Raw genomic sequence first — 15,825 nt, forward strand, 5'->3', positions numbered from 1 at the left:
GCGTTCCCCGGGCCGCCGCTACGGAACGCGGGCCAGTGTGGTGGAGGGCTTCTCCCCGAACTGCTGCCGATAGGCCGCGGCGAACCGGCCGAGGTGGACGAACCCGTACCGCAGCGCGACGTCCCGCACTCGAATGCTGCCGGGCACTGCGTCCGCCAGGTCTCGGTGCACTTCGCGAAGCCGCGCCGCGCGCAGGTAGGCCATCGGCGTCAGGTCGTGCTCACGACGAAACCCTTCCTGCAGGGCCCGCACACTCAGGTGCACGTCGTGGGCGAGAGCCACGGTGGTCCACGGAAGCTCCGGATGCTCCTCCAAGAGCTCGACGGCACGGGCGACGGGCGACTTCCCCGCCCGGGTCGGCCGGTCCAGCAGGCTCGAGTGGTTGTGCTGGTGACCCAACAACAGTCCGTCCAGCACGAGGCCCTCCACATGGCGCCCGACTCGCGGTAAACGGAACGCAGAGTCCGCGTCGTGGAGTCCGGTCACCAGAAGCCTCAGCGCCGGCGCCAGCAGACCGCTCGAGCCGTCCTTGAGTCGAAGTCGCGGGGTGAAGCGAAGAGGGGAACCGAGCGGACGCCCGCTGAGCGCCTCCAGCTCCTGGTGCAGGGCCTCCTGCGGCACCATCACGCACAAGCAGGCACAACCGTCCGACAACCAGGTGTCGGCGGCCTGCTCAGCATTGAGCACGACGCCATCTCCGGAGCGAGCGACGATGGCATCCTCTGCGTTGCCGTACCACACCGAACGCCCGCGGAGCGTCATCATCACCCTGACGTGGTCAGTCTCGGCGGTGATGATCCTGGCCGCGGCATTGATGGAGATCACCGCCGCCGTGACCCGACCGATCCGGGCCTCGGCCGTCTCCATCACGAACTCCTCCGGCGCTCCCTGGGGCAGGACGCGGACGGGAAAGTAGGAGTCCGAGAGCAGGCGCTCCGCCGCCTCCGGGCCCAGCGCGCGTCGCCTGTACGCCCGGTCCCCGACGCCGGTCCGCTCAGCCTTGGACACGACAGCGTCTGGGAGCCGTGACACGGCCATGCGATCTGTCGCACGGACCCGGCACGCACGTCCCCTGGGACCGTGACCCGTGCGTCGAGCACCTGGCTCCGGCGACCGGGCGCGAACTCGCCCCGAACCACGTCCCCAACGTCGTACGCCCTCCTCGGTGCCACCAACGACTCGCTCCCGCCGCCGCGGGATGGGCCCGCGGCAGTGCGCCCTGCTCGTCGACAGCATTCGGGTCTGCAACGACGAGCGCCCAAGGCGCGGGGTGCGGCGCAGCGCTGACCGGATAGTTCCCCACGATGCCCGCGCTTTATGGACTGAATAGTCCCATAGCCCTGGCGGCCCCAGCAGGGCGCACCGAGGAGCAGGTCCGTCGCCGGGCGCCGCCGCCGTCCTCGACCAACACCCCGGCTGCCGACGATCCTCTGCAGGGCCGGGGCTGTTCGGTGTCCGCATTGCGCGGCACCGGGACCGGAAGGCGCTGCGTGCGTGGCGACCTGGTGGTGCGGCCCACGACGAGGAGCGAGCCTTGAACTGGTACCGACCGTCCTGGAACGAATCACACCAGTAGAAGGAGTGGGCGCCGTGGAGCTCGGGCTCGGACCGTCCCCCATCACCCCCAGCGCTGCACCACGACCGGCAGACACTGCCGGGCCGATGCCATGAGGGCGGGGGAGTCGCCCCGCCGCTCAGAGGTCGAGCCCGGGCACGAGCAGTGTCGCGACGCCAGTGACAGTCCGGCGGGCCGTCCCGATGACCACGACCTCGTGCTGCTCGCGGCCTCGATCAATCATCAGCTCCGCACCCCGCTGACGGTCGTGGTGGGGCACTCCGAGCTCCTGCGCGGACAGATCGACGAGCTTCCCGCCGACCAGCGCCGGTCGATCCGAGCTCTCGACGACGCCGTGCAGCGGCTCAGCGCGGCGGTCGCCGGCGTGTGCGGCGAGCTGCGCGAAGCGAGCACCCGGGCCCGGGAGTGACCTGACTCGGGACCGCGGCGCGCCCGCCGGACCACGAAGCCCGACCGACCTCACAGCGAGGTGCGGGATGTGAAGAGCCCCCGCCGGGAACCCGGCGGGGGCCTTCTGGCAGGTCAGAGCCCTGCGTGCTCGTGGGCAGGGGCGGGGTCGAACCGCCGACCTTCCACTTTTCAGGCGGACGCTCGTACCAACTGAGCTACCTGCCCGAGCGACGGTCACCCTACAACAGTCGTCGAGGGCCGGTGAAAACGGCGTCCGCGTCTTTGGAGCGTCCGGACGGCCGACCCTATGCTTCTCCGTGCAGTCCGGCCCCCATCGTCTAGCGGCCCAGGACCCCGCCCTTTCACGGCGGTAGCACGGGTTCGAATCCCGTTGGGGGTGCTCCGCCGACATGGCCCTGGAACTGCGTTCCACGCCGGTTTCGATTCGCTGGCGGGTGGCAAAACTGCTGGTTGTGGGGAAGCCGGTCACGGCAGCGGTGGTGAGTCCGTTCGACATCGTCAGAGCGGGCTTCGCCGATGCCCTTCGCCGACACTGTGATCTGGTCGAGGTCCGGGACGTGTCCACCCAGGACGGGCATCTCTGCTCGCTCGACGTGGTGCTCTACGACCTGTGCGCTCTCGAAGGCGGCGGGGACGACCTGCGCCACCTGGTCGCCGGCAATGCGGTCGTCGCCGGGATCGAGCACGACCGTGAAGAGGCTGCGGCAGAAAGGCTGCGCGCGTTGGCGCGAGCGCACGGAGTCAGTCGGTTCGTCTCGATCCGGTCGACCGCGGACGAGATCCTCACCGCCATCCTCGACTCGGCCTCCGCCGCGGGCGGTCCGCCGAGCCCCGCGCCCGATCAGGCGAGCGGTCCGGAGCGCCACACGTCGATCCACGGGCTGACGCGCCGGGAGCTCGACGTCCTGGCTGGCGTCGTTGCCGGACAGACCAACCAGGAGATTGCCGATGACATCTACCTCAGCATCAACTCGGTGAAGAGTTACGTCCGGTCGGCGTACCGGAAGATCGGCGTCACCAGCCGCAGCCAGGCCGTCCTGTGGATGTTCGAGCACGCGTTCGAGGTGCCACTCGGGGACGCCGACGTCGGGCGCCCCGGCGAGACAGATCCGTCGGACCGCTCATAGCCGAGTCGTAACCGGGAACAAGAAACGCGTCAGTTCACGATCACCACTCTCGGGTGCCTCATCACGCAGAACACTCGCACAGGGCGACCAAGCTGGCCCCGGCCCTCGGCGATCAGGTCGCCGGGGGCTGGGTCGTTCGGACGAGTTTCGTCGGCCGTGGCGTGCCTACCATGGACGTACCGCCCCATCGTTTTCCTGTCCCCCGAGAAGCGGTGGGGCGGCTGACCACGCCGGGACGTCCTCATCCGGGATGTCGGGCGACGGCCGGATCCACCGCCGATTGGGACGCTCGGCAGTGGGTGGGTTAGAGTTCCACCGCTTCCGCAGGAAGCAAACCTGGCCCCGTAGCGCAGTTGGTTAGCGCGCCGCCCTGTCACGGCGGAGGCCGCGGGTTCGAGTCCCGTCGGGGTCGCCAGCCGATGCCCCGGATCGCGAGATCCGGGGCATCGCTCATCTCAGGGCCGTGACCACGGCTGCGGCCGCGCCGTCGATCTCCAGCAGCAGGGCCCGCATCTGCTCGGGCGGCATGGGCAACGCCGACTCGAGCATCGTCAGCATCCGCCGGAAGCCGCGCCGGCAGGTGGCCAGGGCGGCCCGTCCGTCCCGGGTCAGCTCGACGACCGCAGAGCGGGCGTCGGTCGGGTTGGCGGTACGCCGGGTGTGCCCACGCCGCTCGAGGGCGGCCAGGTGCCCGGTCAGGGTCGACGGCGTGACGCCGAGGCGCGCCGCGAGATCCCGGGGGGTCATGGCCGCGATGCCGAGCTGGCTGTAGACGGCGTACTCCGCGGGCCGGACCGCGGTGCCCGTCAGGGCGAGCTCCATCAGCTCCCCGATCCGCTGCTGGAGCACGAACAGGTCGAGGACGACGTTGCCGTCGGCCGCGCCGACCTGTCGGGGAGGGAGATCCATGGCTGAATAGTACGGAGTCGTACTAGTCTCGGGGCCATGAGACGCGCCGCACTGCTCCTGGCCCTGTTGCTCCTGAGCGGGTGCGGCTCGGGCGAGGACGCCCCGGCAGCAGCGCCGACCCCGGTGCCCACGCCGTCGCCCAGCGTGACCGAGCAACCCTGGCAGACGATCCGGGGGCCGCTCGGGCGCTGCGGTCCGCAGCCCGCGAGCGCCGTCGAGGCGGACCTGCACTACCGGGTGCTGCACGACCCCGGGGTGGGCTCGATCCCGTCGGTCTCGGCGGGCCGCGGCCGCACGGTCGCGGTCCTCCTCCACCAGACGGACGGGAACGGCCTGTGCGGCTGGCTCGAGCACGTCCCGGACCTGGTGGCGGAGCCGGGGATCGCCGTCCTGGCGGTCGACCTGTGCCAGTACGGCGGCGCGCGCTGTCACCGCGGCGTGGACCCCACCGCCGCCGTGCGGGTGGCGGTCAGCCACGCGCGCCGGGTCATGCACGCGGACCGGGTCGTGGTCATCGGGGCATCGATGGGGGGATCGGTCGCGCTGATGGCCGCCTCGACCCTCGACGGCATCGACGCCGCGGTGGACCTGTCGGGGCCGGTCGACTGGCCCGGCATGGAGCTGGTCGGCGGCGGCCGCTCGATCGACGTCCCGGTGCTGGTGGCGATGGCGCGGGACGAGGGTCCGGATCAGGTGCGCGGCGCGAGACGGATCGTCGCGCACGCGCCGCGCGGCAGCCGGTTCGCGCCCGTCGGCACCGGGCACGGGTACGACCTGCTGGCCCGGCTGGCCGCCGACGTACGCGCGTGGGTGGCCGCGGACTGACCCGCCACAATGGGCGCATGCCGGTCGAGATGAGCCCGAAGGACTTCGACGCCCTCGTGGACCGAGCCCTGGACGGCATCCCCGACGAGATCGCCCGGCTGGTCCGCAACGTCGTGGTCCTCGTGGAGGACGATGCCCCGGACGACGACCCGGACCTCCTCGGCCTCTACGACGGCATCGCGCTGACCGAGCGCTGGGGCGACCCGCTCATGGAGCTCCCCGACCGGATCTTCGTCTTCCGCAACAACCTGCTCGACATGTGCGGGTCGGTCGAGGAGCTCGAGGAGGAGGTCCGGATCACCGTCGTCCACGAGATCGCCCACCACTTCGGCATCGACGACGACCGGCTGCACGACCTCGGCTACGCCTGACCCCCGAGCCAGAAGCCGAGGCCACAGGCCGCGAGCGCCAGGACGATCGTCGCGCCGGCGTACGCCGCCCCGCGGCGTACGCCCAGCCCGTGGGTCTGCACGGCGAACGAGGAGTACGTCGTGAACCCGCCGCAGAAGCCGGTGCCGAGCAGCGCCGTCGCATCGCCGGACAGCGCCAGCGCGGAGAACGCCCCGAGCAGGAACGACCCGGTGACGTTGACGACGAGGGTCCCGCGGTGCCAGTGGCCGTCGAGCCGCGACGAGACGAGGAACCGGAGCGCGGCGCCGGCCGCGGCGCCGAGGGCGATGAGGACGGCCGTCACTCGTCGCCGCCCTCCTCCTCGAACGTCCTGCGGTCCGCGAGCGTCGACCAGTGGTCGGCGACCGCGACGGCCACCAGGCAGGTCGCCAGGGTGCCGAGCAGGTAGGCGAGCGCGACGCCGGTCCGCTCGGCGTCGAGCAGCGCCCGCGTCTGCTCGGAGTACGCCGACAGGGTCGTGAAGCCCCCGAGCACGCCGGGTCCGAGCCCGACGGCGAGCTCGCGGTGCCGGCGTACGAGCACGAACGCCGGCAGCAGCGCCAGGACGAACGAGCCGGCCACGTTGATGCCGAACGTCGCCCAGGGGAACTCGTCCGCCGAGGCGGGGAAGGCCTGGGTGAGCCCCCACCGGGCCAGTGCGCCGAGCGCGCCACCGACCGCCACCGCGGCCAGCAGCCGCGGTGTGGGGCCGTCGCTCACGAGACGCTGCTCTGCCGCCTGGACACGGGCGAATCCTGCCACGCGACCGGCGGCTCTCCCTTCTCCTGCCGCACGAACTCTCCGAGGAACCAGCGCTGGAACTGCTGCTGTTCGGGCGTGCGGGCCAGCGAGAGCAGCCGCTCCTCGCGGCAGAACGCGTCGGCCAGGTCGAGGAGCTCGAGGAAACGGCCGATCGTGGCAGCGGTCGGTCGTGGCATCGCGACGTGCAGGTCGGTCGCGGCGGTGCCGGACCGGAGGGCCTCGTCGATCTGCCGGGCGCCGATCCCCTCGCGCAGGTCGGTCTCGAGCTGCCCGAACAGGTCCGCGAGGTCCCGCGCCAGCGGGTACTCGTCCTCGTGCGCGAGCGCCAGCAGCCGCACCTCGCGACGCAGCTCGCGGTAGTGCCGCTGGAACTCCATGAACGCGCGCAGCGGTACGCCGACGACGTCGATCTGGATCTCGTCCGGGGACGGCTCCCGCGCGGGTGCCGCCGGCTCCCCGGTCACCACGCCGGGCACCATCTCGTCGCCGCTCTGCGGGGAGGGGACGAACCAGAGGATCTTGCCGTCCTCCTCGACCTCGACGCCCCAGGCGGCCGAGCAGCGCGCGACGATGCTCAGCCCCCGCCCGAAGGTCAGCAGCAGGTCGTCGTCGCTGTGCGGGTCGGCGCCGGGCAGCACCGGGAGCTCCACGGTGCCGTCCCGGATCTCGACGCGCGGGTGCTCGCGGGTGCCGCGGACCCGGACGGTGAGCGGCGGCTCGGCGTGCAGCAGGGCGTTGGTCACGAGCTCCGAGACGCCGAGCTCGGCGCACTCCACCAGGTCGCTGCGACCGATGTCATGGCAGGTCTCGACCACCCAGCGGCGTGCGTCCTGCACACCGCGGGGCCCCGTGCCCAACGACAGGGCGGGCCTGTTCAGCGGAATCGTGGTCTCCGGTCCGACGAGCTGTTGTTGGCGGCGATGCCATCGACGGCTCGTGTACCCGCCGATTTTCACTGCGAAACGTCGCCCGCCGCGCGCCCTTGATTGGTCTGGACGGCCCGGCGTGACAGGTCCGGTATCCGTGTGACCGAGGAGACGCCCCCGATTGCGCGCCGTGGTGGTCCCGGCGGAACAATGGGGTACCGCAGGGGTGTTGTCCCCACACGGTCCACAGCGCGTATGAGAGGTCTCCCATGGCAGCCATCGAGGCAGCTGGCTCGTCCACCCGTCACCAGGTCGTGGTGATCGGATCCGGGTTCGGAGGGTTGTTCGGCACCAAGGCGCTCCGCCAGGTCGACGTCGACGTCACGATGATCGCGAAGACGACCCACCACCTGTTCCAGCCGCTGCTGTACCAGGTCGCGACCGGCATCCTGTCGCAGGGCGAGATCGCGCCCCCGACCCGCGAGATCCTCAGCGGCCAGCACAACGCCCGGGTGCTGCTCGGCGAGGTGACGGGCATCGACCTCGAGGCCCGCACGGTGACCTCGCAGGTGCTCGGCCGCGAGACGGTCACGTCGTACGACTCGCTGATCGTCGCCGCCGGCGCGGGCCAGTCGTACTTCGGCAACGACCAGTTCGCCGAGTTCGCCCCCGGCATGAAGAACATCGACGACGCGCTCGAGCTCCGCGGCCGGATCTTCGGCGCGTTCGAGCTCGCCGAGATCGGCGCGACCCGCGGCGAGAACGTCGACCACCTGCTGACGTTCATCGTCGTCGGCGCCGGCCCGACCGGTGTGGAGATGGCCGGCCAGATCGCCGAGCTCGCCCACCGCACGCTCAAGAAGGACTTCCGGGCGATCAACTCCCGGGAGGCCCGCGTGATCCTGGTCGACGCCGCGCCGCAGGTGCTGCCGCCGTTCGGCCAGAAGCTCGGCGCCAAGGCGAAGGAGGAGCTCGAGAAGCTCGGCGTCGAGGTGATCCTGGGCGCGATGGTGACCGACGTCGACGAGCGCGGCATCGAGATGAAGTTCAAGGACGGCCGCGTCGAGCGCGTCGACAGCGTCACCAAGATCTGGGCCGCCGGCGTGGCGGCGAACCCGCTGGGCCGCACGCTGTCCGAGCAGACCGGCGCGCCGCTGGACCGGGCCGGCCGGATCGCCGTCAACCCGGACCTCACGCTGCCCGGGCACCCCGAGGTGTTCGTGGTGGGCGACATGATCGCCCTCGACAACCTGCCGGGCGTCGCGCAGGTCGCGATCCAGGGCGCGAAGTATGCCGCCAAGGAGATCGACCACCGGCTCAAGTCGAAGCCCTCGCAGGGCCCGTTCCACTACTTCGACAAGGGCTCGATGGCGATCATCAGCCGGTTCCGCGCGGTCGCGCTGATCGGCAAGCTCCGGTTCACGGGCGTGATCGCCTGGCTGATGTGGCTGGCGCTGCACCTGATCTACATCACCGGCTTCAAGAACCGGATCACCGCGCTGCTGCACTGGGCCGTCTCGTTCATCGGCCGCGGCAGCTCCGAGCGCACGACGACCGAGCAGCAGATCTTCGCGCGGAGCGCGCTCGGGCGGCTCAAGCGTGGCGCTGCGGACCTGGTGTCCGACCCGGGGGCGTACGACGCCGCGCGGGCGCTGCTCGAGACGACCCGGCGCGCCGAGCTCGAGGCCCAGGCGGCCGAGGAGGCGCGGCTCACGGACTCGCGCGAGCGTGGGGTCAACGCAGAGCAGCGCGTCTGACGCCTACTCGAAGTAGCGCGGGTTCTCGGGCTCCGTCCGCTCGCGCGCCCAGCGCGGCAGGATGAAGAGGCCCTCCGCCTCGACGGTCACGCCGTCCGCGTCCATCAGGTGGCCCCGCGCCCAGGTCTTGATGCCCTCGGAGCGCTCGATCCAGGCCTCGGCGCGCAGGTCGCCGAGCGGGGTGCCGCGGCGGTAGCGGAGCGTGAGCGTCCCGGTCATGCCGGGCTTCCCGCCCGCCCCGGTCGCCTCGCCGAGCAGCTGGTCGAGCACCATCGCGGAGACGCCGCCGTGCACGAGTCCCGGCGGGCCCTCGAACGCCGCACCGAGGTGGAAGCTGGCCCACGCCTTGCCAGCGGGGTCGCGCTCGACGAGCACGGGCGGCGCGGCGGGGTTGCGGATGCCGACCACCGGGTTGCCCCACGGCCGGCCGCGTCCGTTGCTGCTGAAGCGGACGCCGTACGCCCCCGCGAGCTGGCGCCGGCGCAGCCGCTCGGTCAGCGCCTCGACCTCCGCCTGGACGGCGCGCACCTCGTCCTCGTCCACCTCGGTGCGGATCGTGGCGTCCACGAGCGCCCGCACCGCCTCGGTGAACGGGACGTAGAGCTCCTTCTGCCGGTCCAGCTCGTCGTCGGTGATCTCGTCGCGCACGTATCCAGCCACGAAATGAGATGCTAGAACACGTTCCATTTGCTGGAATGTCGCATGACCAGTCTCGCCCGCCCCAGCCTCCGCCTCCGCGCCTCCTGGGCCGAGGCCGTCGCCGAGTTCTCCGAGGCCGGGGACTTCATGCACGGCTCCGGGCTGTGGGCCTTCGACGACCTGGACACCAGCGAGGCCGGCGCCGCACCGGTCATCGAGTACCTCCTCGCCCAGGCTGATCCGGACGCCGAGCTGCCCGAGGACCGGGTGCCCTGCACCTACTTCTGGATCACCGACGGGGACGAGTTCGTCGGCTACCTCGCGCTCCGGCACCGGCTGACCGCCTGGCTGCTCGAGGAGGGCGGCCACATCGGGTACGGCGTACGACCCTCGCGCCGCCGGGAGGGCCACGCGTCGCGGGCGCTCGCCCTCGCGCTGGAGGAGGCGGCCGCGCTCGGGCTCGAGCGGGTGCTGATCACCGCGGACGACGACAACGTCGCCTCGTGGCGCGTGATCGAGCGGGCCGGCGGCGTCCAGGAGGACATCCGCAAGGGCAAGCGCCGCTACTGGATCGACCTGCCGAGGACACGGCAAGCGCCCGCGTGACCGCGGGCGCTCGCCGACCCCCGTCCGCCCCGTCCTCCGGAGACCGGGCGGCTGCAGCAGGATCCGTCTGCCACCCGGAGAACGCCGCCCACCGCGGCGGCGTTATGCCGCGACCGTCGTGGTCTGGTCCAGCCGGGACCAGTCGACATCGGCCGGAAATAGAGTGAACCGCCGGCGTCTCGGGTCACCGACGGTTCAACAGCCGTGAGGTTAGGGGTAGCGGGCTTTCGTGCGCGAGCGGTTCCCGGCAACTTCACCGAGTGGAGTAGACCGGTTCGCCAGCGGTGGGCCCCGTGGGACTCGAACCCACAACCCATGGATTAAAAGTCCACCGCTCTGCCAATTGAGCTAGGGGCCCGGAGATCAGGGGATTAGTCGGGAGAAACCTCAGGAGAACATCCGTGTAGTTTGCCCAACCCTGAGCCACGAGAACCATAGCCTTCAGCACGGGGATGGACCGTCCGGGGTCCACGGTCGCCGGCAGGCGACCGTGACGTCCGGCACTTCGTCCACCCTCGCTTCAAGCCGCCACCCATGTACCCCTGCTCCGCCAGCGGACCGTCGTGCAGAAGGAAGCAGGTTCGGGAGGTTGTCGCGCCGGCGCTCCTGGTCGCTTCCGGCAGGCGAACGAGCGGCTCCGCGCGGCTTGGCGATCCTGTCGCGTCGTCGTCGAGCACGTGGCCGATGGCCGCCCGGCGGATGTCCGGGTCCGCGGCCATCGCGTCGCCAGCCTCGAACAGGACCTCGAGCGGCACGGCGCCACGGCGTCCGGGATGGTCGACGCCGTCGTGCTCTACGTCCGGTGCGTCCTCGACAGGAGGCAGTGGTCGACGAGGCACTGCGCCTGCGCCGGGCGTACCCAAGATCAGCCATCTTCCCGCGGATCCGTCGGCAGCGATGGCGCGGGATGTGTTGATGGGACTTGTCGCGCGCGTCCACGGCGACCGACTACCGCTCCTGACATGTGGACGGAGGGATGCGTTCGGCTCGCCCGCGAGCCAGCGCCCGACGGAAGGGAAGAAGCGTGAGCCTCGCCATGCACGCGAGCCGCCGCTGGCTCGCTCTCCTCGGTGCCGGCGTTGTCGCCGCATCGACGTTCGCAGTCGTGGGACCCGCGGCTGCTGCATCACCGACGAACACCAAGCTGACGACCAGCACACCGGCCATCGGCGTCGGCGGCACGGCCAAGCTCAAGGCCGTGGTCAAGCCCGTCAGCGGCACCTCGAAGCCGACGGGAACCGTCACGTTCCGGGAAGGTACGGTCACCGTGGGTACGGCCGACCTCGCGCTGGTCGGCACGGTGCAGACGGCCAAGCTCGATCTCACGACGCTCACCGCCGGCAACCACACGTTCGTCGCGACGTACAACGGGTCCACCGACTTCACGTCCAGCACGTCGCTCAGCATCACGATCGCGGTGGGCAAGACCGCCACGACCACGACGGCCAGCAGCAGCACACCGGCGCCGGGCCCCGGTCAGGACGTCAAGCTCAAGGCGGTGGTCAAGCAGACGTCCGGAACGGCCAAGCCGACCGGCTCGGTGACCTTCAAGGAAGGGACGACCACGCTCGGAACGGCGGCCCTCGTCCTCGTCGGCACGACCGAGACAGCCAAGCTGACGATCCCCGGCGGTCTGCCGCTGGGCAAGCACACGATCACCGCCTCCTACGCGGGTTCGTCAGCCTTCGAGGCCAGCACGTCCACGGTGGACGTCACGGTCGCGAAGGCCGCCAGCCTGAGCACACTCACGGTCACGCCGAGCACCACGACCCCTGGCAAGTCCACGATCGCCGTCGCGTTGACGGCCGTCGCGCCCGCCACGGGAGTCCCGTCCGGCACCGTGACCTTCGTGGTCGACACCCAGGCACCACAGGTGTTCGCCCTCAATGCAGTGGGCAAGGCTCAGTTCACCGCGACGTTCCCCACCGGAAGCACGCACACGGTCAGCGTCTCGTACGCCGGCGACAGCGTGTTCAACGCCAGCACGGCAAGCAAGACCTTCACCTCCTAGCCGCCGGAGTGCTTCCGCCCGGAGTCGACGGTTTGTCCGTCCGCTCCGGGCGGGCCTCCACAGCCCCGCCCGGACGAGGGGCACCCTGCCGACGGAGCAGCAGCACGGGACCGGCGCATACGTTCGGTTCGCGTCGACCTCCCGGTCTCGTCCGGCTCCTGGCCCCCGAACTGGCCCCTCGTCGGGAGAACCACGCCGTACAGCGCGGGCGGACCCTCACGAGCCATTCCCCTCGTTCGCGGTCGAGTACGCCACCCGGCCGTCCGAACGACGCACCCTGAGTCGCCAGGTTGATTGACCTATGGCTCAACGCATCCGCGGGTACCAGGTCTATCCAGCGCCGACGCCAGCATGAGCACGGCGACGGTGCAACGTCCAGGCTGAACAAAGGAACGCCCGGACGCGGCCGACGCCAGCTGCGAGAACCCGAAAGCAGGGCTCGGCTGCGAGGACAGCCGCCGAGAGCCGAGCCTGTAGGTTCGCCAGCTCGGCGCCGTCTCCGTCGCGAACCGCGGCCGTGAGTCCTGGGAAGGCGCCCTCGAGCGGGATACGCGAGCGACGTCCGCCGAGTTGCGGACTGTGCAGAAAACGATCGAATGAGGCGCCGCGGAACTAACTCACGCAGGTCTGGTGAAGTAGCGGCGCAAACACCGTCGATACCTGAGAGTCGCCCGCTGACGCGGCACAGCCAGCAGGTGAGTAGGCCCTCACCAAGCTGTGGACTGAGCGTCGAGATCAGCATCGGGCACGTGAGTGCGCCGCCCTTCGAGTGAGGACTCGAAGGGCGGCGTGTCTTGATTGCTCAGCGAGCGATGAGCTCGCTCGGCTCGGACGGGGTCCCGTTCAGCGACGTGGTCGGCGCCGTCTGCTCGTGGTCCTCGACGGCCACGTGCGGCAGGAGCCGGTCGAGCCATGCAGGGAGCCACCAGTTGGCCTTGCCGAGCAGTGCCATGGTCGCGGGGACGAGCATCATCCGCACGACGGTCGCGTCGAGGAAGATGGCGACCGCGAGGCCGAGGCCGAGCATCTTCAGCGACGGGACCGGGCTGAAGATGAAGCTCGAGAACACCGCAACCATGATGAGCGCCGCGGAGGTCACTACCCGGCCCGTGCCCGCGAGACCGCGGGCGACCGACTCGGTGTTGTCGCCGGTGCGGTCGTACTCCTCGCGGATGCGCGACAGCAGGAACACCTCGTAGTCCATCGAGAGCCCGAACAGAATCGGGAACATGATGACGACGATGATGGACGTGATGGGCGTCGGTCCGTCGAGGCCGAGAACCTCAGCACCCCAGCCCCACTGGAAGACCGCGACCATGACGCCGTAGGCGGCGCCGATGGACAACAGGTTCATCACAGCCGCCTTGGCCGGGACCGCGATGGAGCGGAACACCAGCATCAGGAGCAGGAACGACACGGCGATGACGGCGCCGATGAACAGCGGCAGCTTCGCTGAAAGCTGGGCGTTGAGGTCGTCGGTGACCGCGGTGATGCCGGAGATGTAGACGTTGCCGGGGATGACGTCGCGGACCTGGTCGATGGTGGTCGAGGTTTCCGGGTCGGCCGGTCCGGTAGTCGGGGTGGCAGTGAACACGACCGTGTCCCCGTCTTCGGAGGTCTGCGGGTCGCTGACCGAGACGATGCCGGGCACCGATGCGATGTCGTCGGTCACGTCTTCCACGCCGGCCGCATCGACGCCGCCGGAGTTGAGGTCGATGACGACCAGCAGGGGTGCGTTGATCCCTTCCCCGAACCCGTCGGTAAGCAGGTCGTAGGCCTGGCGGTGGGTGGTCTCCTCCGGTGCGTCGCCGGCGGCGGGGAACGCGGTCTGCATGGACAGTGCCGGCGCTGCGATGGCCAGAAGGACCGCGACAGAGCCGAGCAGGTACGGCCACGGGCGGGCGGACACGCGGTGCCCGAAGCGCCACCAGGCGGTGTCCTCGACGGCCTTGACGGGGCGGTGGTGGCGGCCGATGCGGCCCTTGTCGATGCGGTCACCGAGCAGGCTCAAAAGGGCGGGGAGCAGGGTGATGGCCGCGACCACGGAGGAGAACACCATCATCGCGGTCGCCAGGCCGATGGAGGTCAGGACACCGACGCCGGTGATGGCGAGCGCGGAGGTGGCGATGACGACGGTGCCGCCGGCGAACACGACGGCCGCACCAGAGGTGCCCATCGCGGCCGCGAGCGCGGCCTTGTTGTCGCGACCGGCCGTGCGGTTCTCGCGGTAGCGGGCGACGACGAACAAGGCGTAGTCGACCCCGACACCGAGACCGACGAGGCCGGCGACGGGGATGGCGGAGACGGACACGTTCATGAACCCGGCCATCAGAGTGATGCCGCCGATGCCGGCCCCGACCGCGACCAGGGACAGCCCGATGGGCAGCACCGCGGCGACGAACGTGCCGAACACGACCAGGAGGACCAGGAGAGCGACGAGGAGGCCGATGCCGACGTGGCCGGAGCTGCTGTCCTCGGCGTTGAGGAACACCGCGTCACCGCCGAGCTCGACCCGAACGTCCTCGGCGTTGATGTTGGTGACGCCCTCCGAGAGCGTGGTGAAGGCGGGCTTGCCCATCTCACGCTCCGGCACGTCGAGGGTCAGCACGGCGTAGCCGATGCGACCGTCGTCGGAGACGGTGCCGGCCTGGAACGGGTCGGTGACCGACGCGACGTGCTCGAGCCCGGCGACCTTCTCCAGGACGGCGGTGACGTCTGCCTGGTCCTCTTCGAGGGTGGTGCCGTCCGGTGCCTCGAACACGACGAGGGCGTTGCCCTTGGCGGCCTCGGGGAAGTTGCTGTTGACGAGGTCCATCGCTCGGGAGCTCTGGCTGCCGGGTGCGGAGAAGTCGTCGACGAACGTGCCGCCGCCGACGGCGGCGAGGAAGAAGACGGCGACCAGGGCGAATACCCAACTCGCGATCGTGCGCCACGGGTGCCTCGCGCTGGCCATCGCCATGGCGCGGGTGATTCGGTTCATGGTCGTGCCTTTCAGGTGTGGTGGCCGGCGGTGGTGTTGCCCGTTCCGAGTTGTCTGTCGGGCTGCGCGGCTGCGGCTGTGGGATTGCCTGTTGGTTGTGAACGTAGGAACCGACGTGGTGAGCAGTCCTCACCACACGTGGTGAGCTGGGTGGTGATTCCTCGACGGCTGACTCCGTCGAATGGAGTACGCCGGCCGCGTCCGACTGGAGGGGAACGCCCCGTCAGTCAGGTGCTCGAGTGCGAGCGGACGGTCGCAGTGGAGGCGAACCCTCGGACGATCAACCAGATGGCGAACGTCAGCTCGAACAAGCCACCGGGGATGGCGCCGACGACCCCTGCGCCCGGGACGCCGAACAGCTCCAGAAGGTTGCCCCCGGCGAAGCACGCGTAGCCGATGAAACCCCAGCCGGCGAGCCAACGCGGCACGAGCCCGGTGCGGAAGAGGAGGGCGCAGAAGAAGAGGCTTCCGATACCGAGCCCGGCCTCGGCGAGGCTGTAGAAAACGGCATTCGCGTCGATGGCGTCGGAGCCGGTGAGGACGATGAGGCTCACGACTCCGATGGCCAGAACGACGCCCTCGAAGATCCGCGTGCCCAGGTAGCCGGCAGCTATGGCCTTGTTGTGGGGTCGCAGGATCGGGAACATCAGTACACCGATGCTGATCACGAATGCCGAGTTGAGCAGCATCAGCGTGGCGCCGGTGGCGAACAACGCGGTGGAGCCGCTGCGGTCACGGGAGTCGACGACGCCCTGCGCTATCAGGCTGCCGACGCCGTATGCCAAGTAGCCCGCAAGGAAGAGGACGCCAACGATTCGGACGGTCCGAGGCACGCTGGAGTCTGGTCGAACGACTGGCGGGGAGGTCGTGTGATGCGGGGCAGTGATGCCGCCGGTGAGCCTGTCCATGGTCGTGCCTCTCGGAGATCGAGCGGGTGCTTCTCTGGTCCGCGAAGCTAGGTGGCGA

The 15,825-nt window shown here is 70.4% G+C and carries 15 protein-coding genes and 4 tRNA genes; 9 read left to right on the plus strand and 10 right to left on the minus strand.

Annotated features, from left to right (window positions below):
- Positions 1–18: 18 nt before the first annotated feature.
- A complete protein-coding gene (locus ACVW2K_RS05525) occupies positions 19–1,461 on the minus strand; it encodes an AraC family transcriptional regulator (protein ID WP_457201832.1) in 1,443 nt (480 codons plus the stop codon).
- 206 nt (positions 1,462–1,667) lie between these two features.
- On the opposite strand from ACVW2K_RS05525, the gene ACVW2K_RS05530 reads away from it, so the two are divergent.
- Positions 1,668–1,985: a histidine kinase dimerization/phospho-acceptor domain-containing protein gene (locus tag ACVW2K_RS05530; RefSeq protein ID WP_081790316.1), complete on the plus strand. Its 318-nt coding sequence runs from the start codon at positions 1,668–1,670 to the stop codon at positions 1,983–1,985.
- A 132-nt stretch (positions 1,986–2,117) separates the two neighbouring features.
- Here ACVW2K_RS05530 and ACVW2K_RS05535 read toward each other — a convergent pair.
- Positions 2,118–2,191: transfer RNA gene (locus ACVW2K_RS05535), tRNA-Phe, on the minus strand.
- Positions 2,192–2,293: 102 nt separating this feature from the next.
- Between ACVW2K_RS05535 and ACVW2K_RS05540 the strand changes: the two genes are divergently transcribed.
- The 3 genes from ACVW2K_RS05540 (at position 2,294) to ACVW2K_RS05550 (ending at position 3,529) form a co-directional block, all read left to right on the plus strand.
- Positions 2,294–2,366: transfer RNA gene (locus ACVW2K_RS05540), tRNA-Glu, on the plus strand.
- 10 nt (positions 2,367–2,376) lie between these two features.
- A complete protein-coding gene (locus ACVW2K_RS05545) occupies positions 2,377–3,114 on the plus strand; it encodes a helix-turn-helix transcriptional regulator (protein ID WP_081790315.1) in 738 nt (245 codons plus the stop codon).
- A 338-nt stretch (positions 3,115–3,452) separates the two neighbouring features.
- A tRNA-Asp gene (locus tag ACVW2K_RS05550) sits at positions 3,453–3,529 on the plus strand.
- A gap of 35 nt (positions 3,530–3,564) precedes the next feature.
- On the opposite strand, the gene ACVW2K_RS05555 is transcribed toward ACVW2K_RS05550, so the two are convergent.
- The gene (locus ACVW2K_RS05555; RefSeq protein ID WP_457201833.1) at positions 3,565–4,023 is read right to left on the minus strand and encodes a MarR family winged helix-turn-helix transcriptional regulator; all 459 of its coding nucleotides are present in this window, start codon (positions 4,021–4,023) and stop codon (positions 3,565–3,567) included.
- Between the two features lie 36 nt (positions 4,024–4,059).
- On the opposite strand from ACVW2K_RS05555, the gene ACVW2K_RS05560 reads away from it, so the two are divergent.
- Positions 4,060–4,848 (plus strand): alpha/beta hydrolase family protein, encoded by a 789-nt coding sequence (locus tag ACVW2K_RS05560; RefSeq protein ID WP_457201834.1) that lies wholly within the window; start codon positions 4,060–4,062, stop codon positions 4,846–4,848.
- Positions 4,849–4,865: 17 nt separating this feature from the next.
- Complete coding sequence (locus tag ACVW2K_RS05565; RefSeq protein ID WP_028636615.1) at positions 4,866–5,219, plus strand: metallopeptidase family protein; 354 nt, start codon at positions 4,866–4,868, stop codon at positions 5,217–5,219.
- Here ACVW2K_RS05565 and ACVW2K_RS05570 read toward each other — a convergent pair.
- Genes ACVW2K_RS05570 through ACVW2K_RS05580 form a run of 3 tightly spaced genes read right to left on the minus strand, consistent with a single transcriptional unit; the run spans position 5,210 to position 6,836 of the window.
- Positions 5,210–5,542, minus strand: a complete 333-nt coding sequence (locus tag ACVW2K_RS05570) for a fluoride efflux transporter FluC (protein WP_457201835.1) — start codon at positions 5,540–5,542, stop codon at positions 5,210–5,212. The genes ACVW2K_RS05565 and ACVW2K_RS05570 overlap by 10 nt on opposite strands.
- Complete coding sequence (locus tag ACVW2K_RS05575; RefSeq protein ID WP_051548850.1) at positions 5,539–5,958, minus strand: fluoride efflux transporter FluC; 420 nt, start codon at positions 5,956–5,958, stop codon at positions 5,539–5,541. Before ACVW2K_RS05575 ends, ACVW2K_RS05570 begins: the two co-directional genes overlap by 4 nt.
- Positions 5,955–6,836, minus strand: a complete 882-nt coding sequence (locus tag ACVW2K_RS05580) for an ATP-binding protein (RefSeq protein ID WP_457201836.1) — start codon at positions 6,834–6,836, stop codon at positions 5,955–5,957. Before ACVW2K_RS05580 ends, ACVW2K_RS05575 begins: the two co-directional genes overlap by 4 nt.
- 299 nt (positions 6,837–7,135) lie before the next feature.
- Here ACVW2K_RS05580 and ACVW2K_RS05585 point away from each other — a divergent pair, with 299 nt between their 5' ends.
- Complete coding sequence (locus tag ACVW2K_RS05585; RefSeq protein WP_457201837.1) at positions 7,136–8,623, plus strand: NAD(P)/FAD-dependent oxidoreductase; 1,488 nt, start codon at positions 7,136–7,138, stop codon at positions 8,621–8,623.
- Positions 8,624–8,626: 3 nt separating this feature from the next.
- Here the strand turns inward: ACVW2K_RS05585 and ACVW2K_RS05590 are convergent, their stop codons facing one another.
- On the minus strand, positions 8,627–9,283 hold the full coding sequence (locus ACVW2K_RS05590) for a PaaI family thioesterase (protein ID WP_457201838.1): 657 nt from the start codon (positions 9,281–9,283) through the stop codon (positions 8,627–8,629).
- 42 nt (positions 9,284–9,325) lie between these two features.
- On the opposite strand from ACVW2K_RS05590, the gene ACVW2K_RS05595 reads away from it, so the two are divergent.
- Positions 9,326–9,868, plus strand: coding sequence for a GNAT family N-acetyltransferase (locus ACVW2K_RS05595; RefSeq protein WP_457201839.1), 543 nt, complete (start codon positions 9,326–9,328; stop codon positions 9,866–9,868).
- Between the two features lie 285 nt (positions 9,869–10,153).
- Here the strand turns inward: ACVW2K_RS05595 and ACVW2K_RS05600 are convergent.
- A tRNA-Lys gene (locus ACVW2K_RS05600) sits at positions 10,154–10,226 on the minus strand.
- A 666-nt stretch (positions 10,227–10,892) separates the two neighbouring features.
- Between ACVW2K_RS05600 and ACVW2K_RS05605 the strand changes: the two genes are divergently transcribed.
- Entirely contained in the window at positions 10,893–11,879 is a 987-nt protein-coding gene (locus tag ACVW2K_RS05605; RefSeq protein ID WP_457201840.1) for an Ig-like domain-containing protein, read from the plus strand.
- Positions 11,880–12,681: 802 nt separating this feature from the next.
- Here ACVW2K_RS05605 and ACVW2K_RS05610 read toward each other — a convergent pair.
- Positions 12,682–14,859 carry an MMPL family transporter gene (locus tag ACVW2K_RS05610; RefSeq protein WP_457201841.1) on the minus strand — a complete coding sequence of 726 codons (2,178 nt, stop codon included), beginning with the start codon at positions 14,857–14,859 and terminating at the stop codon, positions 12,682–12,684.
- A 227-nt stretch (positions 14,860–15,086) separates the two neighbouring features.
- Entirely contained in the window at positions 15,087–15,767 is a 681-nt protein-coding gene (locus ACVW2K_RS05615; RefSeq protein WP_457201842.1) for a DUF4386 domain-containing protein, read from the minus strand.
- Positions 15,768–15,825: the final 58 nt, after the last annotated feature.

The organism is Nocardioides sp. HB32 (genome assembly GCF_054058995.1).